The organism is Lichenibacterium ramalinae (genome assembly GCF_004137085.1).
GTDB classification, from domain to species: Bacteria; Pseudomonadota; Alphaproteobacteria; order Rhizobiales; family Beijerinckiaceae; genus Lichenihabitans; species Lichenihabitans ramalinae.
In genome coordinates this window covers 124167-151085 of the sequence record NZ_QYBC01000002.1, presented here as the reverse complement: position 1 = coordinate 151085, position 26919 = coordinate 124167, and the positions used below count along the sequence as shown (strand labels likewise).

24 protein-coding genes are annotated in these 26919 nt (G+C 72.8%); 9 read left to right on the top strand and 15 right to left on the bottom strand.

What is annotated here, in order from left to right; all coding sequences use genetic code 11:
* The first annotated feature begins 45 nt into the window (after positions 1-45).
* From D3272_RS02970 to D3272_RS02940, 7 genes are all read left to right on the top strand, one after another.
* Positions 46-1485: a LutB/LldF family L-lactate oxidation iron-sulfur protein gene (locus D3272_RS02970; RefSeq protein ID WP_129217599.1), complete on the top strand. Its 1440-nt coding sequence runs from the start codon at positions 46-48 to the stop codon at positions 1483-1485.
* Positions 1482-2156, top strand: a complete 675-nt coding sequence (locus D3272_RS02965) for a LutC/YkgG family protein (protein WP_129217598.1) — start codon at positions 1482-1484, stop codon at positions 2154-2156. The genes D3272_RS02970 and D3272_RS02965 overlap by 4 nt, the downstream gene beginning before the upstream one ends.
* Before the next feature lie 85 nt (positions 2157-2241).
* Positions 2242-2940: a hypothetical protein gene (locus D3272_RS02960; RefSeq protein ID WP_129217597.1), complete on the top strand. Its 699-nt coding sequence runs from the start codon at positions 2242-2244 to the stop codon at positions 2938-2940.
* Positions 2941-3188: 248 nt separating this feature from the next.
* On the top strand, positions 3189-4811 hold the full coding sequence (locus tag D3272_RS02955) for a L,D-transpeptidase family protein (protein WP_245496354.1): 1623 nt from the start codon (positions 3189-3191) through the stop codon (positions 4809-4811).
* A gap of 27 nt (positions 4812-4838) precedes the next feature.
* The gene (locus D3272_RS02950) at positions 4839-5420 is read left to right on the top strand and encodes a TVP38/TMEM64 family protein (protein WP_129217596.1); all 582 of its coding nucleotides are present in this window, start codon (positions 4839-4841) and stop codon (positions 5418-5420) included.
* Positions 5421-5451: 31 nt separating this feature from the next.
* Positions 5452-6069 carry a cob(I)yrinic acid a,c-diamide adenosyltransferase gene (cobO, locus tag D3272_RS02945; protein ID WP_129217595.1) on the top strand — a complete coding sequence of 206 codons (618 nt, stop codon included), beginning with the start codon at positions 5452-5454 and terminating at the stop codon, positions 6067-6069.
* 26 nt (positions 6070-6095) lie between these two features.
* A complete protein-coding gene (locus tag D3272_RS02940) occupies positions 6096-7538 on the top strand; it encodes a cobyric acid synthase (protein ID WP_129217594.1) in 1443 nt (480 codons plus the stop codon).
* A 10-nt stretch (positions 7539-7548) separates the two neighbouring features.
* On the opposite strand, the gene cbiB is transcribed toward D3272_RS02940, so the two are convergent.
* From cbiB to atzF, 14 genes are all read right to left on the bottom strand, one after another.
* A complete protein-coding gene (gene cbiB / locus D3272_RS02935) occupies positions 7549-8520 on the bottom strand; it encodes an adenosylcobinamide-phosphate synthase CbiB (protein ID WP_129217593.1) in 972 nt (323 codons plus the stop codon).
* A gap of 206 nt (positions 8521-8726) precedes the next feature.
* A complete protein-coding gene (locus D3272_RS02930; protein WP_129217592.1) occupies positions 8727-10127 on the bottom strand; it encodes an AtzE family amidohydrolase in 1401 nt (466 codons plus the stop codon).
* The gene (locus D3272_RS02925; RefSeq protein ID WP_129217591.1) at positions 10124-10324 is read right to left on the bottom strand and encodes an AtzG-like protein; all 201 of its coding nucleotides are present in this window, start codon (positions 10322-10324) and stop codon (positions 10124-10126) included. The genes D3272_RS02930 and D3272_RS02925 overlap by 4 nt, the downstream gene beginning before the upstream one ends.
* On the bottom strand, positions 10321-10986 hold the full coding sequence (locus D3272_RS02920) for a cysteine hydrolase family protein (protein WP_129217590.1): 666 nt from the start codon (positions 10984-10986) through the stop codon (positions 10321-10323). Before D3272_RS02920 ends, D3272_RS02925 begins: the two co-directional genes overlap by 4 nt.
* A gap of 2 nt (positions 10987-10988) precedes the next feature.
* Positions 10989-12539 (bottom strand): ABC transporter ATP-binding protein, encoded by a 1551-nt coding sequence (locus D3272_RS02915; protein ID WP_207210113.1) that lies wholly within the window; start codon positions 12537-12539, stop codon positions 10989-10991.
* Positions 12540-12546: 7 nt separating this feature from the next.
* The gene (gene atzD / locus D3272_RS02910; protein WP_129217589.1) at positions 12547-13641 is read right to left on the bottom strand and encodes a cyanuric acid amidohydrolase; all 1095 of its coding nucleotides are present in this window, start codon (positions 13639-13641) and stop codon (positions 12547-12549) included.
* On the bottom strand, positions 13641-14318 hold the full coding sequence (gene biuH, locus D3272_RS02905) for a biuret amidohydrolase (RefSeq protein ID WP_129217588.1): 678 nt from the start codon (positions 14316-14318) through the stop codon (positions 13641-13643). The genes atzD and biuH overlap by 1 nt, the downstream gene beginning before the upstream one ends.
* Complete coding sequence (locus D3272_RS02900; RefSeq protein WP_129217587.1) at positions 14315-15358, bottom strand: formamidase; 1044 nt, start codon at positions 15356-15358, stop codon at positions 14315-14317. The genes biuH and D3272_RS02900 overlap by 4 nt, the downstream gene beginning before the upstream one ends.
* Positions 15359-15404: 46 nt before the next feature.
* A complete protein-coding gene (locus D3272_RS02895; protein ID WP_129217586.1) occupies positions 15405-16322 on the bottom strand; it encodes an ABC transporter permease in 918 nt (305 codons plus the stop codon).
* Positions 16319-17449, bottom strand: coding sequence for an ABC transporter permease (locus tag D3272_RS02890; protein WP_129217585.1), 1131 nt, complete (start codon positions 17447-17449; stop codon positions 16319-16321). The genes D3272_RS02895 and D3272_RS02890 overlap by 4 nt, the downstream gene beginning before the upstream one ends.
* Before the next feature lie 58 nt (positions 17450-17507).
* On the bottom strand, positions 17508-18611 hold the full coding sequence (locus D3272_RS02885) for a BMP family ABC transporter substrate-binding protein (protein ID WP_129217584.1): 1104 nt from the start codon (positions 18609-18611) through the stop codon (positions 17508-17510).
* A gap of 76 nt (positions 18612-18687) precedes the next feature.
* Complete coding sequence (locus D3272_RS02880; RefSeq protein WP_129217583.1) at positions 18688-19380, bottom strand: GntR family transcriptional regulator; 693 nt, start codon at positions 19378-19380, stop codon at positions 18688-18690.
* Entirely contained in the window at positions 19377-20318 is a 942-nt protein-coding gene (locus tag D3272_RS02875) for an isopenicillin N synthase family dioxygenase (RefSeq protein WP_129217582.1), read from the bottom strand. Before D3272_RS02875 ends, D3272_RS02880 begins: the two co-directional genes overlap by 4 nt.
* Entirely contained in the window at positions 20315-22111 is a 1797-nt protein-coding gene (atzF, locus tag D3272_RS02870) for an allophanate hydrolase (protein ID WP_245496353.1), read from the bottom strand. The genes D3272_RS02875 and atzF overlap by 4 nt, the downstream gene beginning before the upstream one ends.
* Before the next feature lie 79 nt (positions 22112-22190).
* On the opposite strand from atzF, the gene hpxZ reads away from it, so the two are divergent.
* Positions 22191-22577, top strand: a complete 387-nt coding sequence (gene hpxZ, locus D3272_RS02865) for an oxalurate catabolism protein HpxZ (RefSeq protein ID WP_129217580.1) — start codon at positions 22191-22193, stop codon at positions 22575-22577.
* A gap of 160 nt (positions 22578-22737) precedes the next feature.
* Positions 22738-23850 (top strand): S-(hydroxymethyl)glutathione dehydrogenase/class III alcohol dehydrogenase, encoded by a 1113-nt coding sequence (locus D3272_RS02860; protein WP_129217579.1) that lies wholly within the window; start codon positions 22738-22740, stop codon positions 23848-23850.
* A 158-nt stretch (positions 23851-24008) separates the two neighbouring features.
* On the opposite strand, the gene hpnN is transcribed toward D3272_RS02860, so the two are convergent.
* On the bottom strand, positions 24009-26660 hold the full coding sequence (hpnN, locus tag D3272_RS02855) for a hopanoid transporter HpnN (RefSeq protein ID WP_129217578.1): 2652 nt from the start codon (positions 26658-26660) through the stop codon (positions 24009-24011).
* Between the last annotated feature and the right edge of the window lie 259 nt (positions 26661-26919).

The following is a 26919-nucleotide window of genomic DNA, read 5'->3' as shown; positions in this document are numbered from 1 at the left end:
TCGAGACATCCCCAGACTCTGAAGGCCTGCTGCCCGGAGGGCACCATGACGATCCACCCGACATCGCCGCAGTTCAAGGACAACGCCCACCGGGCGCTCGAGGACCGCGACCTGCAGAAGGCGCTGGGGCATGTCCGGCAGGCCTTCATCGCCAAGCGCGCCGCCGCCGCCGAGGCTTTGCCCGAGTTCGAGGCGCTGCGCGACTCGGCCCGGGACATCAAGCAGCACACGCTCGAGAACCTCGACCTCTACATCGAGGCCTGGGAAGACAAGGTGACGGCGGCGGGCGGACACGTCCACTACGCCCGCGACGCCGCCGAGGCCCGCGAAGCCGTGCTGGACATCTGCCGCCGCGTCGGCGCCCGCACCGTCACCAAGGGCAAGTCGATGATCTCCGAGGAGATCGGGCTCAACCAGGCCATCGAGGCGGCCGGCCTCGTGCCGGTCGAAACCGACCTCGGCGAATATATCGTGCAGCTGCGCGGCGAGGTGCCGAGCCACATCATCGCCCCCGCCGTGCATCTGACGCGCGACCAGGTCGAGGCGGATTTCCGCCGCCACCACACCCACCTCGACGCGTCGCGCGACATCTCCTCCCACTACAGCCTGCAGGCTGAAGCGCGCGGCATCCTGCGCGAGCGCTTCCTCGCAGCCGACGTGGGGGTGACGGGCGCCAACTTCCTCGTCGCCGAGACCGGCACCTCGGTCATCGTCACCAACGAGGGCAACGGCGACCTCACGCAGCTGCTGCCGCGCGTGCACGTCGTGCTGGCCTCCATCGAGAAGCTCGTGCCGACGCTGGAGGACGTGGGGCAGCTGCTCCGGGTGCTGGCGCGCTCCGCCACCGGCCAGGAGATGTCGGTCTACACGACGCTGTCGACCGGCCCCAAGCGCCCCGACGATCCGGACGGGCCGGACGAATACCACGTCGTGCTGATCGACAACGGCCGCTCCTCCATGCTGGGCACCAGCTTCGAGGAGATGCTGCGCTGCATCCGCTGCGGCGCCTGCATGAACCACTGCCCGGTCTACCATTCGGTGGGCGGCCACGCCTATGGCTGGATCTATCCCGGCCCGATGGGGGCGGTGCTGACGCCGGCGCTGATCGGCGTCGAGACGGCGGGCCACCTGCCCAACGCTTCCACCTTCTGCGGGCGCTGCGAAAGCGTGTGCCCGGTGCGGATCCCGCTGCCGAAGCTGATGCGCCATTGGCGCGAGCGCGAGTTCGAGCGGCACCTCCAGCCCGCCGCCGTCCGCGGCGGCCTCGGCGTCTGGGGCTGGTTCGCGTCGCGGCCGAAGCTGTATCGGCTCGCCACGGGCCTCGCCATGCGGGCCCTCAGCATCGCCGGCGGCAACCGGGGGCGCTTCGCCTCGCTGCCGCTCGCCAAGGGCTGGACGGATTACCGCGACATGCCGGCGCCCCAGGGCGCCACCTTCCAGAGCCAGTGGAAGAACCGCCGCGCCCAGCCGAAGAGGGCCGCATGAGCGAGGCCCGCGACACCGTCCTCGGCACGATCCGGCGCTCGCTCGGCGTCACCGGCCGCGAGGCGCCGCGGCGCGACGCCGTGGAGGGGCGCATCGCGGCGGCCCGGCCCGGCGTCATCCCGGCCCGCGGCCAGCTCCCCGAGCCGGCGCGGGTGGCACTGTTCTGCGAGAAGGCCGAGGCTTCGGCCGCCACCGTGGCCCGGGTGGCGTCGGCGGCGGAGGTGCCGGGCGAGGTCGCCCGCTTCCTCCGCGACAACAACCTCCCCGCCACGCTGCGCCGCGGCGCCGACCCCGACCTCGCCGCCATGCCCTGGGGGGGCACCACGATCGACGTGACGGCGGGCCCCTCCGACGGATCCGACATCAACGGCCTCAGCCGCGCCTTCGCGGCCGTGGCGGAAAGCGGCACGCTGGCCCTGGTCTCGGGGCAGGACAACCCCACCTCGCTGAACTTCCTGCCCGACAACCACATCGTCGTGGTGGCGGCGCGGGACGTCGCCGGCGATTACGAGGCGGTGCTGGGCCGCGTACGGGACCGGTACGGCAAGGGCACCATGCCGCGCACCCTGAACTTCGTCACCGGTCCGTCGCGCTCCGCCGACATCGAGCAGACCCTGATCCTGGGCGCCCACGGCCCGCGGCGCCTGCACATCGTGGTGGTCGACGACTGAAATGCGGACGTCGCCCGAACGGAATCGCGCGCCGCGCGTTCACGGCACAGCTGACGCTGCGATTCGATTGGCCAGGAGTTTGGGTATGAGACTGACGCTTTCCGCCGGCCTCGCCGCAGTCGCGCTCCTCGCCGCGAACCCCGCCTCGGCCTGCGGCACCGGGAAGGTGCTGTTCTCCGACGATTTCAAGCAGGTCGACGCGTCCTGGGGCTTCGACAGCCCCGACGTGCAGGTCGAGGACGGCAAGGTCAAGGTCAAGCCCCAGCCCGACATCTCGAACCTCCTCGTCTACAAGGGCATCCTGTTCACCGATGCCGACTATTGCCTGACGGTCCGCACGCCGAACAAGCTCGACGACAACGACAACACGATGGCGGGCCCGATCTTCTGGGCCAAGGATTATGACAACTACTATATGTTCATGGTCACGCCGAGCGGCTTCGCCGAGATCACCCGCAAGGTGAACGGCAAGTGGATCGACGTCGTCGAGTGGAAGCAGACGGACGACATCAAGCGGCCGGCGGGCTCCAACAACGTGCTCGAGGTGCGCACGGTCGGCAGCGACATCACCGCCCTCATCAACGACAAGCCCTTCGCCACCGTGAAGGGTCAGGTGCCCGATGGCGGCGGTCAGATCGGCATGCGGGCCCAGTCGGAGAAGAACCAGGTCGATACCTGGAAGTTCTCGCAGCTGCAGGTGACGGCGATCGCCGGCGCCGCGCCGTCGGTCGCCCCGGCTCAGCCCGCCCCCGCCACCGTGGCGCCAAAGGCCCCGGCGCCCTGACGTCGTCCCCGCCCCGAGGACGCCGTCTCCTCGGGGCTTCGACGCTGTTGCGGCGCTGCAACAGCCGGATCGAAAGCCGTCACCGGGCCATCCCGCTCCGGCCCGGCCGGCTCCGGGGCCACGGATCCACCGCATTGTCGCCCTACCGGAAGGCGAGGGCCGCAACGGCCGCGGGCCGGGACGGATCGGCTCCGCTCCCGAGCGTTCGGGCCCGCGTCGCGATGGGCATGGATCGGATGACGGCTGAGATGAAGCGCAATCGGGTGTCGCGGGCAGCGCTCCGCGTGACGGTGTCGGGACTGGCGTTGATGGGCCTCGCGGCCGCGGCGCAGGCCCAGTCCTCCCCGCTGCTGTCGCCCGCGCCGCTGGCCACGACGCCACCAGCCGCCGCCACCCCGGCGGCGCCCTCCGCTCCGGCGGCCGCGCCCGCTCCGGTCGCGGCTCCCGCCCCGGCGGCGACGCCCGCTCCGGCCGCCGCCGCCGCCGCGACACCGGCCATCAACCTCCCGTCGGTCCCGGCCGCTCCGCCGGTCGCCGCCTCGCTGCCCAAGGTTCCGGCCGCGACCCAGCCGGACGCCGCCGCGGCCGCCGGCACCGCCGTGTCGCCGGCGCCCGCCACCGATGCCCAGGCAGCCCAGGCCGCCAGCCCCGCCGCGCAGGCTCCGGCGCGCAAGAAGCACGTGGCGCCTCCGCCCCCTCCGCGCGAGACGGCGCTGTCCTCCGATCCCGAGCCGACGCTGACGGCCGAAACCTTCTTCGCCACCGCCAAGGCCTCCGAGCGCTACGCCGCCATCGCCGATGCCGGCGGCTGGCCCGAGATCGCCGGCCCCGTGTCGGCCGCCTCGCCCGGCAAGGCCATCTCGACGCTGCGGCTGCGCCTCGCCATCGAGGGCGACCTCGGCAAGGCTGACGGCAACGACCCCGCCGACCTGTCGGCCGGCATGTTCTCGCAGAAGTGGGGTCCCGACCTCGCCGCCGCCGTGAAGCGCTTCCAGGCGCGCCACGGCCTCAAGGACACCGGCGTGGTGTCGGGCGCCACGCTGAAGGCCATGAACGTGCCGGCGCGGACGCGCTTCACCGAACTCGCCTCGTCGGCGCAGCGGCTCGCGGGGCGCAACATCACCTTCGGCGACCGCTACGTGGTGGTCAACATCCCCTCGGCCTCGGTCGAAGCGGTGGAGAACGGCAAGGTGGTGCACCGCTACGTGGCGGTGGTGGGCGGGCCCGACCACGCCTCGCCCGAGGTCGACGCCAAGGTTCAGGCCGTCAACCTCAACCCGACCTGGACGGTGCCGACCTCGATCATCAAGAACGAGATCATCCCGCACATGCAGAAGGACCCCGGCTACCTCAGCCGGCAGCGCATCCGCATCCTCGACGGGGCCGGCAACGTCGTCAACGCGTCCTCCATCGACTGGACGTCGCAGCGCGCCACCAACTACATTCTGCGCCAGGATTCGGGCACGTCGAACGCGCTGGGCAACATCCGCATCAACATGCCCAACAAGTTCGCCGTCTACATGCACGACACGCCGTCCAAGCGCTTCTTCGGCGGCGATTACCGCTTCCTGTCGCACGGCTGCGTGCGCGTCGAGGGCGTGTTCGACCTCGCCGCCTGGCTGCTGGAGGGCACGAGCGGGGCTGCCGGCGGCACCTGGACCAAGGATGCCATGCTGACCCAGGTCAAGACCGGCGACCACGAGGACATCAAGCTCGTCAAGGCCGTGCCGGTCGCCTGGGTCTACCTCACCGGCTGGGCCGACCCCTCCGGCACCGTGCAGTTCCGCGACGACGTCTACGGCATCGACACCGTGGGGGCCAACGTGCAGGCCCAGGCCGACCCGGTCGCGACCGGCGTCACCAAGAACTGAGCCCCGGGCGACCGGCGCCGCGACGCCGTGCTGGCTGAGGCGCTGACGGTCGCGGGGCTGCTGACGCTCGGCGGCGTCGTGATCCTGCCGCGCGCCGTCGTCTGCGTCGGCGCCGGGGCGGTCCTGGGCTGGCCCGGCATCCTGCCGTCGCTGCTCGGCAGCGGCCTCGGCGCCACGCTGGGCTTCCTGCTGGCGCGCTTCGTGTTCGGCGGCGTCGCCCGCCGCTTCGTGGCGCGTCGGCCCAAGGTGGCCCTCGTCCTCATGGCGCTCGAATCGGAGGGTTGGCGCGTGCTCGGCCCGCTGCGCCTGGCGTCCCCGGTGCCGGGTCCGGCGATCAACTTCGCCTGCGGCATCTCCCGCATGGGCTATGCCGAATACCTCGGCACCACGCTGGTCTGCGTCGTCCCCCAGACGGTCCTGTTCATCCAGCTCGGCCGCACCGGCAGCCAGGCCTTCGCCAGCCGCTCGCCCTGGAGCCTCGACGGCCTCGTGCTGGCCGCCGGCCTCGTCCTCACGGCCCTGGCGCTGTGGCGGCTCGGCGTCGCGGCGAAGCGCCAATCGGCCCGCCTGCTGGCCGAGGTCGAGGCCCGGCGGCCCGCCCTCCCGTGACCCCGGCCGCCGCCTGCGCTACACCCGTGCCATGAACGACCCGAACCCCGACGAGGCCGCGCGCCGGCACAGGCTGAAGATGGCCCATCGCAAGGCCGTGCAGGATGCCGAGGTGGCGTCCAAGCCCATCGCCGAGAAGGGCCTGCTGATGGTCAACACCGGCCCCGGCAAGGGCAAGTCGACGGCCGCCTTCGGCCTCGTGCTGCGGGCGCTGGGCCACGGTTGGCCGGTCGGCGTCGTGCAGTTCATCAAGGGCGCCTGGGACACGGGGGAGCGCCGGATGCTCGAAGGCTCGGAGCTGGTGCGCTGGCATTCCATGGGCGAGGGCTTCACCTGGGAGACGCAGGATCGCGACCGTGACGTGGCGGCGGCCGGCGCCGCCTGGGGCAAGGCGGAGGGGCTGATGGCCGATCCCGCCCTCCGGCTCCTCGTGCTCGACGAGCTCAACATCGCGCTGCGCTACGATTACCTGCCGGTCGCCGACGTGGTGGCGAGCCTCCAGGCCCGGCGGCCGGACCTCCACGTGGTCGTCACGGGCCGCAACGCCAAGCCGGAACTGGTGGCGGCCGCCGACCTCGTCACCGAGTTCGGCGCCACCAAGCACCATTTCGCCGCCGGGGTGAAGGCGCAGGCGGGGATCGAGTTCTGAGCGGGGGCCGGGGCGCCCGCGCCCTCATGCTGCAGGGCACCGGCTCGGACGTCGGCAAGTCGCTGCTCGTCGCCGGCCTCGCCCGGGCCTATGCCCGGCGCGGCCTCAGGGTCCTGCCCTTCAAGCCGCAGAACATGTCTAACAATGCCGCCGTTACGGCCGACGGCGGCGAGATCGGCCGGGCCCAGGCGCTCCAGGCCCGCGCCGCCGGGGTGGCGCCCACCGTCCACATGAACCCCGTGCTGCTCAAGCCGCAGAGCGAGGTGGGCTCCCAGGTGGTGGTGCAGGGCCGGGTCATCGGCAATGCCAAGGCGCGGGAATACCAGGCCTGGAAGCCGCGGTTGATGGAAGCCGTGCTGGACAGCTTCGCCCGGATCCGCGGCGCCGCCGACCTCGTGCTGGTGGAGGGCGCCGGCTCGCCCGCCGAGGTGAACCTGCGCGCCAACGACATCGCCAACATGGGATTCGCGCGGCGCGCCGACGTGCCCGTCGTCCTGATCGGCGACATCGACCGCGGCGGCGTCATCGCCCAGATCGTCGGGACCCGTGCCGTGCTCGACCCGGAGGATGCCGCCATGGTGGTGGGCATCCTGGTCAACAAGTTCCGCGGCGACCCCGGGCTCTTCGCCGACGGCATGGCCTTCATCGCGGAGCGCACCGGCTGGCCGGCGCTCGGCCTCGTGCCGCATTTCGCCGAGGCCGCGCGCCTGCCCGCCGAGGATGCCGTCGCGCTCGGCCGGCGCGAGCCCGGCCGCGGGGGCGCCAAGCTGCGCGTCGCCGTGCCGGTGCTGCCGCGCATCTCCAACTTCGACGACCTCGACCCGCTGAAGCTCGAGCCCGACGTCGATCTGCGGCTCGTGCGGGCGGGCGAGGCCCTTCCGGTCTGCGACCTCGTGATCCTGCCGGGTTCGAAGGCCACGATCCCGGACCTCGCGGCGCTCCGCGCCAACGGTTGGGACATCGACGTGCTGGCGCATGCGCGGCGCGGCGGCCGCGTCCTCGGCCTCTGCGGCGGCTACCAGATGCTAGGTGGCAGCGTCGCCGACCCCGACGGCATCGAGGGGCCGCCCGGCACCGTGCCGGGGCTCGGCCTTCTCGCCGTCGACACGGTGCTGACCGGGGCCAAGCTGCTGCGGCCGGTGGCCGGGATCTCGGCGGCCGACGGCGCGCCCTTCGCCGGCTACGAGATGCATGTCGGCGAGACCGACGGCCCCGATCGCGCCCGGCCGCTGCTGCGCCTCGCCGACGGCACGGCGGACGGGGCCGTCTCGGCCGACGGGCTCGTCGCCGGCTGCTACGTGCACGGCCTCTTCGCCGACGACCGGCAGCGGGGCGCCTGGCTGCGCCGCCTCGGTGGGGCGCCGTCGGACCTCGGCTACGAGGCCGAGGTGGACAGGGTGCTGGACCGGCTGGCCGATCACCTCGGCGCCCACATCGACCTCGACCGGCTGCTCGGCCTCGCCCGGTGAGACCACGCCGTCAGAGGCGGATCAGAAGCGCGATCGCCGCCACCGCCAGCCACTGCACCGCGCAGGCCACCCGGTAGAGCGCCAGCGCACGCCGGATGTCGGCGGCCCCGGCGTCGCGGCGCCCGTCGCCCATGAAGGCGTCCTCCACCCGCTCGGTCCCGTAGACGCGCGGTCCCGCGAGCTTCAGGCCCAGCGCCCCCGCCATGGCGGCCTCGGGCCAGCCGGCATTGGGCGAGCGGTGGCGTCGCGCATCCCGCCGCAGCGCCCGCAGGCCGCCCGCCGCCGAGCCGCCGACGAGCGGCGCGGCGAGCAGCAGCCACAACGCGGAGAGCCGCGAGGCCGGCAGGTTCACGGCGTCGTCGAACCGCGCCGCCGCCCAGCCGAAGGCGGCGTGGCGGGGCGTCCGGTGCCCCACCATGCTGTCGGCGGTGTTGGCGGCCTTGTAGAGGGCCGCGCCCGGCAAGCCGCCCAACGCCATCCAGAAGGCCGGCGCCACGATGCCGTCGGAAAAGTTCTCGGCGAGGCTCTCGATGGCGGCGCGCGCCACGCCGGCCTCGTCGAGCACCGCCGTGTTGCGGCCGACGATCATGCCGACGGCCCGCCGTCCGGCCTCGATCCCGTCGCGCTCCAGCGCCGCCGCGACCGCGCCGACGTGGTCGTGGAGGCTGCGCTGGGCCGGAAGGCTGGCGGCGAGCAGCGCCAGCACGGCAAAGCCGACGACCGAGCGCGACAGCAGCATCGCGAGCGGCGACGCCACCAGCGCCGTCGCGCCGAGCAGCAGCGCAAGCGCCAGCACGCCCGCCGCCCGGCGGCGGCCGGGGCTCCAGGCCGGGCGGTTGAGCCGACGTTCCAGGGCGCCGAGCCAAGCCCCCATCCAGGTCACGGGGTGGCCGACCGCCCGGTACAGCCAGGCCGGATAGCCGGCCGCGGCCTCGATCGCCAGCGCCAGGCAGGTCAGGGGCAATGTGGTGGACAGCGACATCGGGACCGGGTCTGGAGGCAGGCGCGGCCCTGCCGAAAGCGCCTTCGCCTTCGGCGAACTCGCTCCGGTTTCGAAACGAGAGCAGTTTCATCGGCTTGGAATCGCCCTGGCGATTCCGAGAAAGCCGATGCTGCTCTAGCATGCGGCCGGCTGTCCCGCTCGTCTCCGGAAGGGCAAAGTCCGTTCCGCGCGCGCCGTCCTGGCCTTCAGGCGAGCCCCGCCACCGGCGCCCGCGCCGTGCCGGCGGCTTCCAGCGCCGCCGCGACGCGCAGCACGAGGTCCTCGCGCCAGGGTGGGCCGATGACCTGGACGCCGAGCGGCAGCGTCGCACCCGGCAGCCACACCGGCACGGCCGCCACCGGCAGGCCGATGCAGGAGATGGGCTGCGTGTAGAGACCGAGGTTGGCCCGCACCGGCAGCACCGCGCCGCCCACCGTCATCTCGGTCTGGCCGAGGCGCGGGGCCGGGCAGGGCGTGGCGGGGGCCAGCAGCACGTCGACGCTTTCGAACAGGCGGAGCGCCTCCTGGGCGAAGCTCCGCCGCAGCTTCTGGGCCTGCGCCACCCAGGCCGCCGGCAGCATCGCCCCGGCGAGCAGCCGGTCCCGCACCGCGGGGTCGAAGTCGGCGGCGCGGGTGCGGAGCCGGTCGAGGTGCAGCGCCGCCCCCTCCGTCATGGTGATGAGGAAGGCGGCGGCGCGGGCGCGACCGGCGTTCGGCAGGGTCGCGGTGCGGGTGGCGCCGAGCGCCCCGGCACAGCGGGCGACGGCGGCCAGGGCGTCGGGCTCGCCGCGCTCGGCGAAATAGCCGCCCAGCGTCGCGACGCGGAGGCCGGCCATGCCGCCGTCGAGGCCCGGCAGCGCCGGTTCCACGCGGCGGCCCGCGCAGGCGGGGTCGTCCGGGTCCGGACCCTGCAGGGCATCGTAGCACAGCGCGAGGTCCTCGGCCGAGCGCGCCACGGGGCCGAGGTGGTCGAGGCTCGCCACGAAGGGGAAGGTGCGCGACCGGCCGAGGCGCCCGTAGGTCGGCTTCAATCCGAAGAGCCCGCACAGGGCGGCCGGCACGCGGATCGACCCGTTGGTGTCGGAGCAGAGGGCGAGCGGCGCGAAGCCCGCCGCCACCGCCGCCGCGGAGCCGCCCGAGGAGCCGCCGCTCATGCGCGACGGGTCGTGCGGGTTGCGCGAGGGGCCGTGGTGAAGGTTCTCGCCCGTGAAATCATAGGCATATTCGCCCATGTTCAGCGCGCCGAGGCAGACGGCGCCCGCCGCCCGGAGGCGCTCGACCAGGGCGGCGTCCCGCGGGGCCGGCGGGTCGTCGCCGTTGATGCGCGAGCCCGCCAGGGTGGTGAGGCCGGCGAGGTCGAAGAGGTTCTTGACCGCATAGGGCACGCCGGCCAGCGGGCCGAGGGGCCGGCCGGCGGCGCGGTCGGCGTCCACGGCCCGGGCTTCGGCCAGGGCCCGCTTGGTCGTGACGGCCGTGAAGGCGCCGATTTGGGGGTCGAGCGCCGCGATGCGGGCGAGCGCCGCGCGGGCGACGGTTTCGGCCGAAAGCGTGCCCGAGGCGACGTCGCGCGCGATGGCGGCGGCCGGGCGGGCGTGCAGGTCGCTCATGGCCGTGCCCCCGCGGGGGTGAAGACCGGGGCGGGTTCGGCGTGGTCGCCGACCGGGTCTTCCAGGACGAGGGCCGCCATGGCGGCGGCGAGGGCGAGGTTGGCGACCACCGCCGGGCGGGCCTCGGCCGGGACGGCGAGGCCGAGCAGCGGCGCCATGGCGTCGACCACGGCCTCGGGGTCGAAACCCGCGCTCATGCCGACACCGCGTCGCGCAGGGCTGCGAAGCCCGCCACCCAGCCCACGATGCCGCCCTGGGCCGCGATCATGCGCAGCGTGGCGGCCTTGAACTCGGGGAAGTAGCTTTCGGTGGCGTCGGATACCAGCAGGCACTCGAAGCCGCGGTCGTTGGCTTCGCGCATGGAGGTCTGGACGCAGACCTCGGTGGTGACGCCGGCGAAGACGAGGTGGGTGATGCCCCGCTCCCGCAGCGTCGCGTCGAGGCCCGTGGCGTGGAACATGCCCTTTCCGGGCTTGTCGACGACGAGTTCGCCGGCGGCGGGCGCGCAGGCCTCCACGATGGCGTTGCCGGGCTCGCCCCGCACCAGAAGGCGGCCCATGGGGCCGTCCTCGCCGATGCGGATCGTGCCGCGGCCGCGCCGCAGCTTGGCGGGCGGGCAGTCGCCGAGGTCCGGCGCGTGGCTTTCGCGCGTGTGGATCACCGGCCAGCCCCGGTCGCGGAACAGGGCGATCAGCGCCGCGACAGTCGGCACGATGGCCTGGAGCAGCCCGACATCGTTGCCGAGCGCGTGGCCGAAGCCGCCGGGTTCGATGAAGTCGCGCTGCATGTCGATGACGACCAGCGCGCAACGCTCCGGGTCGAGCCCGTAGGGATAGGGGTCGGCGGGGATCTCGATCATGCTCAGTGTCCCGCCATGTGCCGGCCGATGGTGGTGCGGTCGGTATCGCCGACCGGCGCCGTATAGGCGATGCGCCCCTCCGACATCACGGCGACGCGGTCGGCGAGTTCCAGGATCTCGTCGAGGTCCTCGGAGACGAGCAGCACGGCGGCGCCGCGGTTGCGCTGCTCCATGATCTGGGCGCGGATCTCGGCCACGGAGGCGAAGTCGAGCCCGAAGCACGGGTTGGCCACCACCAGCACGTCGACCTCCCCCGACAGCTCACGGGCCAGGATCGCCCGTTGCACGTTGCCGCCCGACAGCGTCGCGATGGGCGCGTCGAGCGAGGCGGTCTTGACCTTGTAGCGCTCGACCAGGGCGGCGGCCCGCGCCCGAATGGGGCCGGGCGACATCCACCAGCCGAACTTCGCCGCCGGCGGCTTGTCGAAGGCCCGGAAGGCGATGTTCTCGGCGACGCTCATGCGGGGCACGGCGGCGTTCTTCAGCGGCTCCTCGGGCAGGCCGAAGACCCTGAACCGGTCGAAGTCGCGCCGGACCGGCTCGAAGGGCTCGTTGTGGATGAAGATGCGGCCGTCGCGCAGGGGGCGCTGGCCGTTCAGCACCTCGACCAGCGCCGCCTGGCCGTTGCCCGACACGCCGGCGATGCCGACGATCTCGCCGGCCCGCACCTTGAGGCTGACCCCGTCGACCGCCGGCCGGCCGGCGTCGTCGTCGGCCACGAGGCCGGCGAGGTCCAGCACCGTCTGCCGGCTGGCCGCCACGGGCGCCCGGCCGGCCTGCTCGCGCACCGGCGTGTCGCCGATCATCAGCCGCGCCATGCCGTCCGTCGTCATGTCGGCGACGCGCCCGCCCCCGACGAGGGCGCCGCGGCGCAGCACCGAGACGGCATCGGCGAAGGCCGTGACCTCGCGGAACTTGTGGCTGATCATCAGCACCGACAGGTCGCCCCGCCGCGTCATGTCCCGCAGCAGGCCCAGCACCTCGTCGGCCTCGCCGGGCGTGAGGACGGAGGTGGGCTCGTCGAGGATGAGGAAGCGGCCGTCGAGGTAGAGGAGCTTCAGGATCTCGAGCTTCTGCTTCTCGCCCGCCGCGAGGCTCGCCACCGGCCGGTCGAGCGGCACCCGGAAGGGCATTCGCGCCATGAAGGCGGCGAGGCGCTCCCGCTCCCGCCCCCAGTTGATCACGGCCGGCGCGTCGGCCCGGCTGATGACGAGGTTCTCGGCGCCGGTCAGCGACGGCACCAGCGTGAAGTGCTGGTAAACCATGCCGATGCCGAGCGCCCGCGCGTCGCGCGGGTTGCGCACCGCCACGGGCGTGCCGTCCACCACCAGGGTGCCGGCATCGGGCTGGTAGAAGCCCATCATGCACTTGACGAGCGTCGACTTGCCGGCGCCGTTCTCGCCCAGCAGCACGTGGAAGCCGCCGGCCGGCACCGCGATCGACACGTCGTCGAGCGCCGTGAAGCCGCCGAAGCGCTTGGTCATGCCCTGGGTCGCGACCGAGACGGCCCGGACGGCGGCGGCGGAGGTGGCGGTGGCGGGGAGGGGGCTCATGCGGGCCTCACTGGGCTTCGACGATGATGGCGACGGGGCCGCCGCCGTCCGGTCCCTGGTGCTCGGCGCCGCCCGAAACGTAGAGCTCGCCATGGCCCACGAGGCCGGCCAGGACGCCGCCCAGGAAGCCCCGGGCGTGGCGGGTCGACGCCAGGTCGGAGTCGCCCAGCATCGTGTGGCGCAGGCCGCGCAGGCGACCATCGGAGGAGGCTTCGGCCTTGGCGAGCAGGGCCACGAGCCGTCGGCGCTGTCCGGGATCGAGCTGCCCCGCCGCCGCGAGGCCGAGCCGGGCGAGCGCGGCCCGCACCGGCTCGACGTCGAGCGCGTCCGCCATCGTGGCGTGATCGACCCGCAACGGACCCGACCAGCCGCGGCCCCGGCCCAGCACCACGACCTCGTGTCCCATGAGCTCGACCCCGGCCGAGGCCGAGGCCCGGGTGGAGAAGACCATCGGGTCGCGCCCGATGGTGGCGTCGGCCACGGCCTCGACCTCGCCGAGCGCGAGCGCCACGCCGAGCGAGGCGGCGGCGCGCGACAGGCCCATCGATTTCAGCGTGTCGGGCGTCACGGGCTCGGCCCCCCGCCGCCGCGCGTCCGCGATCCGCTCGGGCGTCAGCAGCGGGCATTTCACCTGGACGAAATGGACGTCGCGCGGGTCGTCGATGCCGGCGTCCCGCATGGCTCGCTCCACGGTCTCGGCGACCATGCGGGCCTGCCCGGACCGGCCGAGCGCCTCGGGGGCGAGGTCCGGGGAATGCGCGCGGCCGACCGCGAGGGCCCCGGGCTCGGCGGGTTCCTCGGCGTCCCGCACCTCGAACACCGTGAAGTGGGGGCTGAGCCCGCCCTCCGTGCCGCCCGACATGACGAGGCAGGCCGCCGCCGCCGCCTCGGGCCCGGCATGCCGGGCCAGCGCGTCCCGCAGCGCCCGCGCCGCCAGGGCCCGCGTCCAATCGTTGACGAGGCCGTTGCCTTCCGTCTTGCCGAAGATCGCCACCACGGCACCGGGCCGGATGCTCCCCTGGGCGAAGAGCCGTTCCAGCCCCTCGACGTCGTCGGGCGCGCGGGTCGGGACCCGGGTGACGAAGGCGCGCCGGGTCGCCATCAGGCGAGGCCGGCGAGGAGGTCGGCGGCCGTCGAGACGGCCCCGAAGACCCCACCCTGCATGGTCACCATGCGCAGCGCGGCCTCGTGGTTGGCGGGGTCGGTGGCGCCGCAGCAGTCCCCCAGCACCACGCATTCGAAGCCGCGGTCGTTGGCTTCGCGCATCGTGGTCGAGACGCAGACGTCCGTGGTGATGCCGGTGAGGACGAGGTTGCGGATGCCGCGGGTGCGCAGCACCAGTTCGAGGTCGGTGGCGCAGAACGAGCCCTTGCCGGGCTTGTCGATCACCACCTCGCCGGGGCGGGGCGCGAGCTCCGGGATGATCTCCCAGCCGGGCTCGCCCCGCACCAGGATGCGGCCGCAGGGGCCGTCGTCGCCGATGCCGGCGCCGATGCGGCGCGACCGCCAGCGCTTGTTGGCGGGGAGGTCGGACAGGTCCGGCCGGTGCCCCTCGCGGGTGTGGATGACCGTGTAGCCGCCCGCCCGCATGGCGGCGAGCACGCGCCCGATGGGTTCGATCGGCGCCCGCGTCAGCGACAGGTCGTAGCCCATGCGGTCGACGTAGCCGCCGGTGCCGCAGAAATCGACCTGCATGTCGATGATGACGAGCGCCGTGTCGGCGGGGCCGAAGGAGCCGTCGTAGGGCCAGGGGTAGGGCGTGGCGGCGACCGCGCTCATTCGGCCGCGTCCTGGCGCGCCGCGTCCCCGTCGCGGTTCGGGGCGGCTTGGCCGTAGCGGCGCGTCGGCGCCGGCAGGCCGCAGGAGGTCCCGTCCGTCACCTGCACGCTGTCCTCCCACGGCACCCGGTAGCGGCCCGCCGCGAGGTCGGTCATGTAGGTGTAGGGGCAGTCGCCGGCGCCGCCCTTCACGGCCGAGAAGCCGCGATGGCCGAGCTGGTAGATGTTGTTCTCGGCGCCCCACACGGCGCGGGCCTCGCGCACGAGGTCCGGCCGCACCTCGGCCGTGATGATCTCGTCCGGCCGGCCGCTGGTGCCGTGGGCGATGACGGTGCCGTCGAAGTTCACCATCATGCCCTCGCCCATGGAGTCGAAGGTGCCGTCGGAGCCCGACATGCAGACATTGGCGGTGACCATAAGGTTGCAGAAGCTGTTCGCCTGGTTGGTGAATCGCCAGGCTTCGCGCATCGGCGCCGTATAGCCGGCCGTGCGCAGCATGATCTCGGCGCCCTTGTAGGCGCATTCGCGCGCCATCTCGGGGAACATGCCGTCGTGGCAGATGATGAGGCCGAGCCGGCAGCCGTTGGGCCCGTCGATCACCGGGATGCCGCCGTCGCCCGGCTCCCAGGGCTCGACCGGCACCCAGGGATGCATCTTACGGTAGTAGAGCTTCACGTCGCCGCGGTCGTCGATGATCAGGCCGACGTTGTAGGGATTGCCGTGGGGGTTGTACTCCATGATGGAGAAGCATCCCCAAATGCGGTTGTCGACGCAGGCCCGGCGGAAGGCCGCCACCTCCGGCCCGTCCATCCGGCACATGATGGCGGGGTCGGTGTTCATCGACAGGCCGTGCAGCGCATATTCGGGGAAGACCACGAGGTCCATGGTGCCCATGTTGGCCCGCGCCTTCGCCACGGTGGCGACGATGCGGTCCGTCTGGGCGGCGAGCTCGGCCGGGGTCGCCACCACGGGCAGCTGCAGCTGCACCAGGCCGACGACGACGCCCTGCGGGCTGCGATTGAGGCCACCTAAACCGTTCATGACGCGACTCTCGCTCGATGCGGCATCGGCTTCCGGCCGTGCCGCCCTACCGGGTGATCGACAGCTCTCCGGGCGCGGCCCGGAGCGCATCCTTGGAGCCCGACGATCCCACCATCACGAGGAGCGTCAGGATGTAGGGGGCGGCGTTGAACAGGTAGTAGCCCTGGGTGACGCCGACCGATTGCAGGGCGGGCCCGATGGCACCGGCGGCGCCGAACAGCAGCGCCGCCAGCACGCAACGGATGGGGCTCCAGCGCGCGAAGATGACCAGCGCCACCGCCATCAGGCCCTGGCCCGACGACAGGCCCTCGTTCCAGGAGCCCGGATAATACAAGGACAGGAAGGCGCCGCCGATGCCGGCCAGGAAGCCCCCGGTCGCGGTCGCCAGCGTGCGCACGCGGTTGACCGAAACGCCCATGGCGAGGGCGGCGGCGGCGCTGTCGCCGGTGGTGCGGACCACGAGGCCGATGCGGGTGTTGCGGAAGCCCCAGGCCATGACGAGCGCCGCCGCCACCCCGACGAAGAACAGCGGGTTGACGCGCAGCGCCACCGCCAGCGCCGGGTCCCCGGTCCAGTCCGCCAGGGGGATCGAGGGCAGGTGCGGCGCCTCGGGCTGGATGAAGGGCTTGCCGAAGAAGAAGGCGAGGCCCGTGCCGAGCGTCATCATGGCGATGCCCACCGCAATGTCGTTGACGCGCGGCAGCGAGCACAGCAGGCCGTGCAGCGTGCCGAGCAGCACGCCGGCGCCGCCGCCGGCCAGCACCCCCAGCCAGGGCGAGCCGGTGAGGTAGGCGGTGGCGTAGCCCAGCATGGCGCCCAGCACGAGCGTGCCTTCGAGCCCGAGGTTGATGCGGCCGGACTTCTCCGTGAGCGTTTCGCCGAGCGCCACGAAGATGAAGGGCGTCGACACCCGGATGGCGCCGCCCAGCATGGCGGTGAGGACGATGGCGAGCTGCGCCGTCATGCCCGCCCCTGCCGGCCCGAGATGCGGAAGAGCGAGAAGCGCCCGTAGAGCGTTTCCGACGCCAGCAGCACGACGAAGATGAAGCCCTGCAGCACCAGCACGGTGGCGTCGGGCATGCCCATGCGGCGCTGCACGAGGCCGCCCGCCGCCGCTAGCCCGCCGAACAGCACCGCCACGGGCGGGATGGCGAAGGGGTTGTGGCGGGCCAGGAACGACACCAGGATGCCGGTGAAGCCGTAGCCGGCCGCCAGCGAAGCATTGGCCCGGCCCTGCACGGCCGCCACCTCGAAATAGCCGGCGAGGCCCGCGCAGGCGCCGGCGATGAGGCAGCAGCTCATCATCAGCCGGCCGACCGGCAGGCCCTGCGCCTGGGCGGCCCGCATGTTGCCGCCCGTGATGCGGGCCGCGAAGCCGAAGGTGGTGCGCGACATCAGCACGCCGAGCGCGATCGCCACCGCCACCCCCACGGCGAAGCCCCAGTGGACGTTGAGGCCCGGCATCTTGCCGACCGCGTAGAGCGCGCCGATCGGCCGCGTCGAGGCCTTGGCGGTCGAGGCGGGGTCGCGCAGCGGGCCCTCGACGAAGAACAGCGTCACGGCGATGGCGACGTAGGACAGCAGCAGCGACGCGATGGTCTCGTTGACGCCGCGCCGGTAGCGCAGCAGCCCGGCGAGCCCGATCCAGAGGCCGCCCGCCACGAGGGAAGCCAGCACCATGAGCGGCATGACGGCGAGGGCCGGCGCGCCGGATCCCACGAAGGGGACGGCGACGGCGGCGGCCGCGAAGCCTCCGAGCACGAGCGCGCCCTCGCCCCCGATGATCGTCAGGCCGAGCTGCGCCGGGATGGCGACCGTCAGGGCCGTCAGCACCAACGGGGCCGCCCGGGCCAGCGTGTTGCCCCAGGAAAAGGCCGAGCCGAACCCCCCCACCCAGATGAGGTCGAGGAAGGTCAGGGGCGACTTGCCCACCGCGAGCAGGAACAGGCCGAACAGCCCCGAGGCGGCCAGCACCGCCAGGACCGGGATGACGAGGTACTCGGACCCGGCCCGCAGGCGCAGCGCCAGGGTGGAGCCCCGTCGCGGGGGGGCCGCCGTCAGATGCGCCGCGGCGCCGATCGCGTCCGTCATGGAAGGTTGCTCCCCTGCGCGACGCGCTCCCGCCAGCATCGGGAGCGGCGCGGCGCCGTCAATGCGTCGAACCGATCACGCCCTCGACCAGGTAGTCCATGTTGTTCAGCGGCTCGGCGTAATTGTCCTTGGGGGCGTTGGCCAGGACGATCTTGCCGTTGTTGTCCTTGATGGCCGTGGTGAAGATGGGCGCACCGGTGCGGAGCTTGGCGATGGCGGCGTCGGCGGCCTTGCGGGCCGGCTCGGTGGCGCCCGCGCCGTAGGGCGAGTTCTGCACCATGTCGCGGTCGTAGCCGCCGAAGGTGATGTTGGGCAGCGGCTGGCCCTTGGCGATGAGGCCGGCGAAGCCCGTGTAGATCGTGCCCCACTTGTATTCGGCCCCGGTCACGAAGCCCTTGGGGGCCAGCGGGCTCTGGTCGGCATTGTGGCCGCAGCTCTTCACGCCGCGGGACTCGGCGGTCTGGATCACCACCTTGGGGCCGTCGACGTGGCAGGTGATGAGGTCGCAGCCCGCGTCGACCAGGGCGTTGGTGGCCTCGGCCTCGCGCACCGGCAGCGACCAGTCGCCCGTGAAGATGACCTGCACGGTGGCGTTGGGGTTGGTGGTGCGGGCGCCGGCCAGGAAGGAATTGATGTTGCGCAGCACGATGCCGATGGGCTTGGCCGCCACGAAGCCGAGCTTGCCGCTCTTCGACGCGAGGCCGGCCGCCACGCCGTCGACGTAGTGGGCCTGGTCGAGGAAGGCGAAGTAGGAGCCCGAGTTCTTGGGGTCGCCCTCCTTCCACAGCGGCGCGGCATGGCGGAACTGCACGTCGGGGTTCGCCTTGGCCTCGTCGAGCACGAAGGGCGACCAGTAGCCGAAGGAGGTCGGCAGGATCAGCTTGGCGCCGTCGAGGTTGATCATGGATTCCATGGTCTTCGACACGGCGTCGGTTTCGGGGACGTTCTCCTCCTCGACGACCTTGACGTTCGGCAGCTCCCGCAGCGCCTTCACGCCGACGGCATGGGCCTGGTTCCAGCCGAAGTCGTCGCGCGCCCCGACGTAGACGATGCCGATCGTCAGGGGGTCGGCCGCGATGGCCGCCCGCGGCAGGACGCCGACGGCGAGGGCCGCGGCCCCGCTCGTCTGGAGGAAGCGGCGGCGGTCGAAGGATGCGGGCATCGCGGGCGGGCTCCGAGGGCGATCTGTCGCGCCGGATCTTGCATGCACCGTGCCAGTTTGGCCCGCGCCGGTGCCGTCAGGCCCGGGCGGGGCGCGTCCGGCGCGGCTTGGGTGAGGTTGCGGCTGCGCCGCCGCGGTCGATCGCGTCGACGGACTCGCGCACCACCCCGAGGTGGACGCGCATCTCGGCCTCGGCCGCGACGGCGTCGCCCCGTTCGAGGGCAGCCACGATGCGTTCATGCTCGTCGAAGCTGCGGGCGAGGCGACTCCTGCCTTCGAACTGCGCACGGCGGAACGGCGACAGCCTGAACCTGACGTGGCGTGCCGTCTCGGCCAGGAAGCCGTTGCCCGAGCCGTCGTAGACGGCGTCGTGGAAGGCATCGTTGGCCGCCACGTAGGCGTCCCGCTGCTCGCCCCTGACGAGCTCCGCCGAAGCCTCGTGCAGGGCGCGCAGCGCGGCCCGCTCCTCCGCCGTCATGGCGGCCGCGGCGAGGCGCGCGCAGAGCGCCTCGAGTTCCCGCATGACCGAGAACATGTCGTCGAGGCGCCCGGGCGGCACGTCGCAGACCACGGCGCCGCGATGCGGGCGCGCCTCGACGAGGCCGGACATCTCGAGCTGGCGGATGGCCTCGCGGATCGGCGTGCGGGACACGTTGAACGCATGCGCCAGAAGCGTCTCGTCCAACGCCGTGCCGGGCGCCCGCCGCCCGTGGACGATGTCGTCCGCGATCGCCTTCTGGATTTCGAACGCCTTGGTGATCTTGGTCATGGCCCGTACGTCGAATCGAGACGCGACCGGAGGTGGTCGGCGACCGTCACCGGGGTGTAGAGCGGCGCACAGCCGGCCGCAACGCAACCCGGCAATGCAGCCACCACGGCGTCGGGGTCGGCATCGAGGAAGAAGGCCACGGAACTGCGTTCCCGCCCCGTCGGGCTCACCACGCGATGCGGCGTCGACGCGTAGACGTCGTTGGTCCAGCGGGCGAGGCAATCGCCGACGTTGCACACGAGCGCCCCCGGCATGGGCGGCACCGCGAGCCAGGCGCCGTCCCGCGCCTGCACCTCCAGCCCGCCGACGCCGTCCGTCGCCAGCAGGGTGAGGTTGCCGTAGTCGGTGTGGGTCCCGGCGCCGAGAGGCCGCCCCCCCGCGGCGGGCGCCGCCGGGTAGTGGAGCAGGCGCAGCGTGGCGAGCGGCCGGCGGAACTTGTCGTCGAAGGCGTCCGGCGCGAGGCCGAGGTCGCGGGCGATGGCCCGGTGCAGCGTGACCCCGAGGTCCAGCATCGCCGCGTAATAGGCGAGGAGCGTGTCGCGGAAGCCCGGCAGGTCCGGCCACAGGTTGGGGCCGCGGAAGGGCTTGCCGGCCAGCACCTCGGGATCGTCGGGGGCGAGGTCGAGGCCGATGTTGAACGCCTCCTTGTTGTCGGGCCCGCGCGCCGGGTCCAGGGCCTCGACGGCCAGGCCCACGTAGCCCCGGTTGTGGCGGGAGCGGCGGATCGAGACCTTCGCCTTCTGCTCGGCCGGAAGGGCGAAGAAGGCCGCCGCCGCCGCGAAGACGGCCTCGCCGAGCCCCGCCGGCACCGGCGCCCGCGTGACGGCGAAGAAGCCGATGTCGCGGCAGGCCCGCCCGATCTCGGCCGCCACCCGGGCCTGCCCGGCTTCGCCCTCCGCCAGGGGCCTCAGGTCGACCAGCGGGATGGCGGGGCTCATGCCGCGCCTTCCGCGACGAAGCGCCGCCACCCGCCGAGGTGGGTGATGTCGCGCGCGCCGACGAGCCCGGCCGGCTCGCACAGGAAGCCCGCCGGCGCCGTCCCGTCGGCGAGGCGGACCCGGCCGATGCCGAGCGGCGCCGGGATCGTCTCGACGAACCGGCCGAAGCCGGCCGGCGGCAGGCTCCAAACCTCAGCCGCGACGGCGCCGCCGCCCTCGGCGACGCGCAGCAGGCCCGGCCGCGCGGGCGGGCCGCCCGGCAGGGCGTGCAGGCGATACTCCGGCCGCGTGTCCACGGCGCGGCGGAACGTGCCGCCCAGCGCCACGAGGTCCCGGTTCAGCGGCATGCCCGACAGGTGGGCGCCGATGACCACGATCTCGATGCCGTCCTCGGGCCCTGCCGCAGCCGGGACCTCGGGGGCGGGCGGCACCGGATGCGCCCCGGCGCCCATCGGCACCGCGGCGGCCGCGTGCAGGGCGGCCCCGATCGAGGCCAGGAACCCGTCGCGGCCCGCCAGCGCGACCAGCGTGGTGCCGCCCGGCAGGCCGTCGTCCCGCGACGGCCCCGGCACCGCCAGGGCGCAAAGGTCGAGCAGGTTGACGAAGTTGGTGTAGGTGCCGAGCGCCGTATTCGGCCCGATCGGGTCGGCATCGAGCTCCGCCACCCTGAAGGCGCGCGGCACCGTCGGCACGGCGAGGAGGTCGAGCCCGCCCCACAGCGGCTCGGCGGCGCGGCGCAGCTCGGCCAGCCTGTAGATCCCGGCGAAGGCATCGGCGGCCGACAGGGACTCGGCGCCCAGGATGATGCGCGCCGTGGTGGGGTGGAGGGCGTCGCGGTGCGCCGCGATGAAGGGGCGGATGGCGGCATAGCGCTCCGCCACCCAGGCCCCCTCGTAGAGCAGGTCGGCGACGGCGAAGAGCGGCGCGAAATCCACCGGGACCAGCGTGGCGCCGAGCCCCGCGTAGAGCGCCAGGGCGGCGTCGAAGGCGCGTTCCGCCGCGGCGTCGCCGAAGAAGCGGCGGCTTGCCGCGTCCGGGACGCCGACGCGCAGGTGCGGCGGCAGCGCGCCCGGGGCGCCGAGCGACACGCGGCGCGACCAGGGGTCGGCGGCGTCGAAACCCGCCATGGCCTCGGCCACCGCCCAGGCGTCGGCGACGGTGAGGCCGAAGACCGAGACGCAGTCCAGGGTCTGGCAGGCCGGGACGACGCCCCGCACCGGCACGGCGCCGAGCGTCGGCTTCAGGCCGACGATGTTGTTGAGCCCGGCCGGCACCCGGCCCGAGCCCGCCGTGTCGGTGCCGAGCGCGAAGGAGACGAGGCCCGACGCCACCGCCACGGCTGACCCCGAGGAGGAGCCGCCCGGCACGAGCGCGGGGTCGACGCTGTTCTTCGGCACCGGATAGGGGGTGCGGACGCCGACGAGGCCCGTGGCGAACTGGTCGAGGTTGGTCTTGCCGATGGGGATGGCGCCGGCGGCGATGAGGCGCTCCACCGCGGTGGCGGAGCGCTGCGGCGTGTAGGCGAAGGCCGGGCAGGCGGCCGTGGTGGCGACGCCCGAAAGGTCGATGTTGTCCTTCACGGCGAAGGGCAGGCCCCACAGCGGCTTGGCCACGGGATCGAAGGGGCCGAGGGTGGCGAGGGCTTGGCGCGCCGCGGGCTCGGCCACGCTGATGAAGACGCCCCGGTTCTGCTCCATCTCGGCCGCCACCAGACAGGCCGCCACGATGGCGGCCGGGTCGAGGCCGTCGCGGTAGGCCCGATGCAGCGCGGCGCGGTCGAGCGAGGTTTTCACGGCACGGTTCCTGTTAGGCTCGGGGCATGGCCCCGCCATGTCGCAAGCATCGCGCCATGGGCGGCGCCGGGAGAGTGCCATGACGATCGACGATCCCGTCACCCGGGCCGAGGTGGAGGCGGCCTTCGCCGCCTACGAGGCCGCCCTGGTCGGCAACGACGTCGCGGCGCTCGACGGCTTCTTCTGGCGGGACGCGCGGGCCTTGCGCTACGGCACGGGCGAGAACCTCTACGGCCACGCCGCCATCGCGGCGTTCCGCGCCGCCCGGCCGGCCACCGGGCTCGGACGCGACCTCGACGGCACGGTCATCACCACCTTCGGGCGGGACTTCGCCACCGCCTCGACGCTGTTCCGGCGGGACGGCGCGCCGGGGCGCGTCGGGCGCCAGACCCAGAGCTGGGCACGCCTGCCGGAAGGGTGGCGCATCGTGGCGGCCCACGTCAGCGTGATCGACGCGCCGGCATGACGCCGGGCTGGGCGATACCTGCATGCAATTTGGCCGCCCTGCGCGTTGGGGCGGCACCGCCCGGTCGGCGATGGGCCGCCTGGCCAAGGGCCGCGATAGCCAAGGGCGGCCACGCTGGATAAGCTCCGGCCACCCTTTGACCCTGCCTTTCGGGACTCCCATGAAGACTCGCGCCGCCGTCGCCTGGGCCGCCAACAAGCCGCTCACCATCGAAACCATCGAGATCGGCGGGCCCAAGGCCGGCGAGGTCCTGGTGGAGAACATGGCGACGGGCATCTGCCACACCGACGCCTACACGCTGTCGGGCCTCGACAGCGAGGGCAAGTTCCCGGCCGTTCTAGGTCACGAGGGGGCCGGCATCGTGCGCGAGGTCGGCGCCGGGGTGACGGGCGTGAAGGTCGGCGATCACGTCATCCCGCTCTACACGCCCGAATGCCGCCAGTGCAAAAGCTGCCTCAGCCAGCGCACGAACCTTTGCACCGCCATCCGGTCGACGCAGGGCCAGGGCGTGATGCCGGACGGCACCAGCCGCTTCTCCTGCGACGGCGGCGAGATCTTCCACTACATGGGCTGTTCGACCTTCTCGAACTTCACGGTGCTGCCGGAGATCGCGCTCGCCAAGGTGCGCGAGGACGCCCCCTTCGACAAGATCTGCTACATCGGCTGCGGCGTCACCACGGGCATCGGCGCCGTGGTCTATACCGGCAAGGTTTGGCCGGGCGCCAATGTCGTGGTCTTCGGGCTCGGCGGCATCGGCCTCAACGTCATCCAGGGGGCCCGCATGGTGGGCGCCGACAAGATCATCGGCGTCGACCTCAACCCCGCCAAGGTCGAGATGGCGAAGCGGTTCGGCATGACGCATTTCGTCAACCCCGACGAGGTCGGGCGCGACAAGGTCGTGCAGGCCATCGTCGACCTCACGGGCGGGGGCGCGGACTTCTCCTTCGAGTGCATCGGCAACGTCCACACGATGCGCCAGGCGCTGGAATGCTGCCATCGCGGCTGGGGCGAGTCGATCATCATCGGCGTGGCGCCGTCCGGCACCGAGGTCGCCACGCGGCCGTTCCAACTCGTCACCGGCCGCGTGTGGAAGGGCTCGGCCTTCGGCGGCGCCCGCGGCCGCACCGACGTGCCCAAGATCGTCGACTGGTACATGGACGGCAAGATCAGCATCGACCCGCTGATCACCCACACGATGCCGCTCGAGAAGATCAACGACGCCTTCGACCTCATGCACGAAGGCAAGTCGATCCGCAGCGTCGTGACGTTCTGAGCCTCGAAGGGGCGGGTCCCCACCCGTCCCGCCTCACAAGCGAAGGGGACGGGTCCCCGCCCGTCCCGCCTCTCGATCGGCTCCCATGTCCACGGTGAGACGCGAGGCATGCGACAGGGGAGCCGGGGCGACGGTGACGCCCCGGCCCTCCCGTGAGGTCACTCCGCCGCCTGCGTGATCTCCCGGGTGATGTTGCGCGCCTCCTCCTCGGGGTCGACGCGCTCCTCTTCGCGGGGCGGGCCCATGAGGGCCGGCTGGAAGAAGATGGCCGAGACCAGGGTGCAGGCGAGCGACAGGGCCAGCAGCTTGCCCATGCTCGACGTGCCGGGATGGCTGGACGCCCAGAGCGAGCCGAAGGCCACCGCCGTGCACGAGGCGGAGAAGAACACCGCGCGGGTCAGGCTCGACTGCAGCACGTGCCGCTGCCCGGCGCGCCACGCCAGCACGAAGTAGATCTTGAAGGCGACGCCGAGCCCGAGCAGCAGCGGGATGGCGATGATGTTGGCGAAGTTGAGCGGCATGCCGATCACCACCGTGACCTCCAGCGTCAGCAGGCCGGCGAGGATCAGCGGGACCAGCGTCAGCAGCACGTCGGTGATGCGGCGCAGGGCGAGGTAGAGCAGCACGGCGATCGATGCCAGGGCCCAGATGCCGGCCTCGATGAAGGCGTGGATCACCGAGTCGCCCGAGTCCTTGATGACGATGGGCTGTCCCGTGGCGTCGGGCGCCACCGCCAGGACGGCATCGCCGAAGCGCTGCAGGTTGTCGTTGGCGGTCGACAGGTCCTTGGGCGTCACCTCGATGCGGGCCTGCCCACCCTGCGTCACCCAGTCGCCCCGGATGCTGGCCGGCAGGTTGGCGAGCGTCACGGTTTCGGCCGAGATGAGGCCGCGCAGCTGGTCGATCAGGAGGTGCATGGCGGGCACGAAGGCCAGGCTGGCCATGTCGCGGGCCGAAGCCGGGGCCGCCGCGAGCTTGCCGAAGGCGTCGGACAGGCGCTTCGTCGTGGCCTGCGCCTGGCCCGTGCCCTTGGCGGCGGCGCGGTCGAGCCGCACGACGGCGCCCTTCAAGGCGTCGACGCTCTCGGCATCGGTCGGTGCCGGCTTGGCGTCGGCGCCCGGGTCGAGCGAGGGGCCGAGCAGGTCCTTGAGGTCGGCGATGATCTGGAGCTTGGGCTCCTGGTCGGCCGGCACGTAGGCGTCGAGCGTCTTGGCGTTGCCGACCTCGGGCAGCTTGGCGATCTCGGCCGCCACCGCGTTGGCGCGGGCCAGCGTCGGCTCCAGCACGTCGACCTTGTAGGGCGTGGTGCTGGCATCGGTGGCGAGGTCGCGGATCGTCGCCACGGACTCGACCTTGTCGCTGTTGAGGTTCAGCGGGTTGAAGTCGAAGCGGACGTGGAAGAGCAGCGGCGACATCAGGATCACCGGGCCGAGCGTGGCCACGATGACGAGCAGGCGGTGGTTCTCGAGGAAGTGGTCGACGGGTTTCAGGAAGGCGTAGCCCACCTCCTTGGATTCGGAGGGCGGGTTGAAGAGCTGCAGCAGCGCCGGCAGGAGCGTGATCGACACCACGAAGGCGATGATCATGCCGTTGCCGGCGATGAGGCCGAGCTCGGACACGCCCTTGTAGTCGGTCGGCAGGAAGGAGAAGAAGCCGGCCGTCGTGGCGGCGGCGGCGAGCAGTAGCGGCCGTCCCGCCTTGGCGCCGGCCCCGACGATGGCGGGCAGGAGCGCGTTCTCGATGAAGCGCTCGTCGCGGTAGCGCACCGAGAACTGGATGCCGAAATCGACCCCGATGCCGATGAACAGCACCGCGAAGGCGACCGAGATGAGATTCAGGGCGCCGACCAGCAGCAGCCCCAGCGCCGCCGTCATCACGAGGCCGACGGCGGTGGCGAGGAACACCGCCACGATCAGCCGGCCGGACTTCAGCGCGAGCCACAGCAGGAAGACCACGGCCAGCACGGTGAGGATGGAGTTGAGGGCGAAGCCCTCCTTCAGAGTGCCGAACTCCTGGTCGTCGAGCGGGATCTGGCCGGTGAGCCGCACCGTCACGCCGTGGTCCGGGGTGAGGTGGAGCTCGTCGATGGTGGTGCGGACGACGTCGGTGGCGTCGGCGCCGGGCTCGAGCGCGCCGTAGTCGAGCTTGGGCTTGAGCTGCACGAAGCGGCGGTTGGGATAGGCCTGCCCGTCGTTGCCGCCCGCCAGGGCCTGGAAGGAGAAGGGCACGACGCGGCCGGCGAGCGCGCCCTCGATGGAATCCGCCATCTTGGAGAAGAACGGCTGCACCTGGTCGAGCGGGATCTTCCCCTGCTCGATGCCGATGCCCATCATGCCGACCATCTGCGACAGGCCGCGCAGGCTCGGGTCGGCCGCCAGGGTGGCGAGCAGGGGCTGGGCCTTGCCGAGCTGGTCGGCGGCCTGCCGCACCGCGGCGACGGGCTGGAACAGCAGGCCGTCCTTGCCGAAGAACGCCTGTTCGGGCGGCAGGCGGACGAAGTCGAAGTGGCGCGTGTCGTCCTTCAGGCGGGCCACGAACCGGTCCGCCGCGTCCTGGGCGGCCTCGGGCGTGCTGCCGTCCAGCACCATCAGGATCAGGCCGTCGTTCTGCGGAAAGGCCTTGTTGAAGGCTTCCTGGCGCTGGCGCCACGGCAGGTCGCTGGCGATCAGCGTGTTGGAATCCGTGTTGATGGCGAAATGCGTGGCCGCGTACCAGGCGGACAAGACGGTGAGGAGGGCCGACAGCAGCACCACCAGCATGGCGTGGCGGCTGCAGGCGGCGACGATCCGCGCTACGATCCTGGTCAACATTCGGTCGTCTGCATCCTCGTTCTGCGCGGGCGGCGCGGGCACGGAGCGCTGCGAGCCTCCGGGCCTGTCAAGATTGGGCTCCCGCCGACATCCCATGCCGCAGGGTCGGCCGGACCGGGCCGACGCGAGGTGCGGGCCGGGACCCACATGGCGGGAAGCACTCGCACGACTCCGGCCGTCAAGGCAAGGCTGGCCGAATCGGCGCCCCGGACCGGGCGGAGCCCCGTTCGCCGCCGGCCCGAACCGTGCCATAGGATCG

Coding starts and splice junctions, on each gene's coding strand:
- D3272_RS02970 (WP_129217599.1), top strand. CDS start 46: ATGACGATCCACCCGACATCGCCGCAGTTCAAGGACAACGCCCACCGG.
- D3272_RS02965 (WP_129217598.1), top strand. CDS start 1,482: ATGAGCGAGGCCCGCGACACCGTCCTCGGCACGATCCGGCGCTCGCTC.
- D3272_RS02960 (WP_129217597.1), top strand. CDS start 2,242: ATGAGACTGACGCTTTCCGCCGGCCTCGCCGCAGTCGCGCTCCTCGCC.
- D3272_RS02955 (WP_245496354.1), top strand. CDS start 3,189: ATGAAGCGCAATCGGGTGTCGCGGGCAGCGCTCCGCGTGACGGTGTCG.
- cobO (WP_129217595.1), top strand. CDS start 5,452: ATGAACGACCCGAACCCCGACGAGGCCGCGCGCCGGCACAGGCTGAAG.
- D3272_RS02940 (WP_129217594.1), top strand. CDS start 6,096: ATGCTGCAGGGCACCGGCTCGGACGTCGGCAAGTCGCTGCTCGTCGCC.
- cbiB (WP_129217593.1), bottom strand. CDS start 8,520: ATGTCGCTGTCCACCACATTGCCCCTGACCTGCCTGGCGCTGGCGATC.
- D3272_RS02930 (WP_129217592.1), bottom strand. CDS start 10,127: ATGAGCGACCTGCACGCCCGCCCGGCCGCCGCCATCGCGCGCGACGTC.
- D3272_RS02925 (WP_129217591.1), bottom strand. CDS start 10,324: ATGAGCGCGGGTTTCGACCCCGAGGCCGTGGTCGACGCCATGGCGCCG.
- D3272_RS02920 (WP_129217590.1), bottom strand. CDS start 10,986: ATGATCGAGATCCCCGCCGACCCCTATCCCTACGGGCTCGACCCGGAG.
- D3272_RS02915 (WP_207210113.1), bottom strand. CDS start 12,539: ATGAGCCCCCTCCCCGCCACCGCCACCTCCGCCGCCGCCGTCCGGGCC.
- atzD (WP_129217589.1), bottom strand. CDS start 13,641: ATGGCGACCCGGCGCGCCTTCGTCACCCGGGTCCCGACCCGCGCGCCC.
- biuH (WP_129217588.1), bottom strand. CDS start 14,318: ATGAGCGCGGTCGCCGCCACGCCCTACCCCTGGCCCTACGACGGCTCC.
- D3272_RS02900 (WP_129217587.1), bottom strand. CDS start 15,358: ATGAACGGTTTAGGTGGCCTCAATCGCAGCCCGCAGGGCGTCGTCGTC.
- D3272_RS02895 (WP_129217586.1), bottom strand. CDS start 16,322: ATGACGGCGCAGCTCGCCATCGTCCTCACCGCCATGCTGGGCGGCGCC.
- D3272_RS02890 (WP_129217585.1), bottom strand. CDS start 17,449: ATGACGGACGCGATCGGCGCCGCGGCGCATCTGACGGCGGCCCCCCCG.
- D3272_RS02885 (WP_129217584.1), bottom strand. CDS start 18,611: ATGCCCGCATCCTTCGACCGCCGCCGCTTCCTCCAGACGAGCGGGGCC.
- D3272_RS02880 (WP_129217583.1), bottom strand. CDS start 19,380: ATGACCAAGATCACCAAGGCGTTCGAAATCCAGAAGGCGATCGCGGAC.
- D3272_RS02875 (WP_129217582.1), bottom strand. CDS start 20,318: ATGAGCCCCGCCATCCCGCTGGTCGACCTGAGGCCCCTGGCGGAGGGC.
- hpxZ (WP_129217580.1), top strand. CDS start 22,191: ATGACGATCGACGATCCCGTCACCCGGGCCGAGGTGGAGGCGGCCTTC.
- D3272_RS02860 (WP_129217579.1), top strand. CDS start 22,738: ATGAAGACTCGCGCCGCCGTCGCCTGGGCCGCCAACAAGCCGCTCACC.
- hpnN (WP_129217578.1), bottom strand. CDS start 26,660: ATGTTGACCAGGATCGTAGCGCGGATCGTCGCCGCCTGCAGCCGCCAC.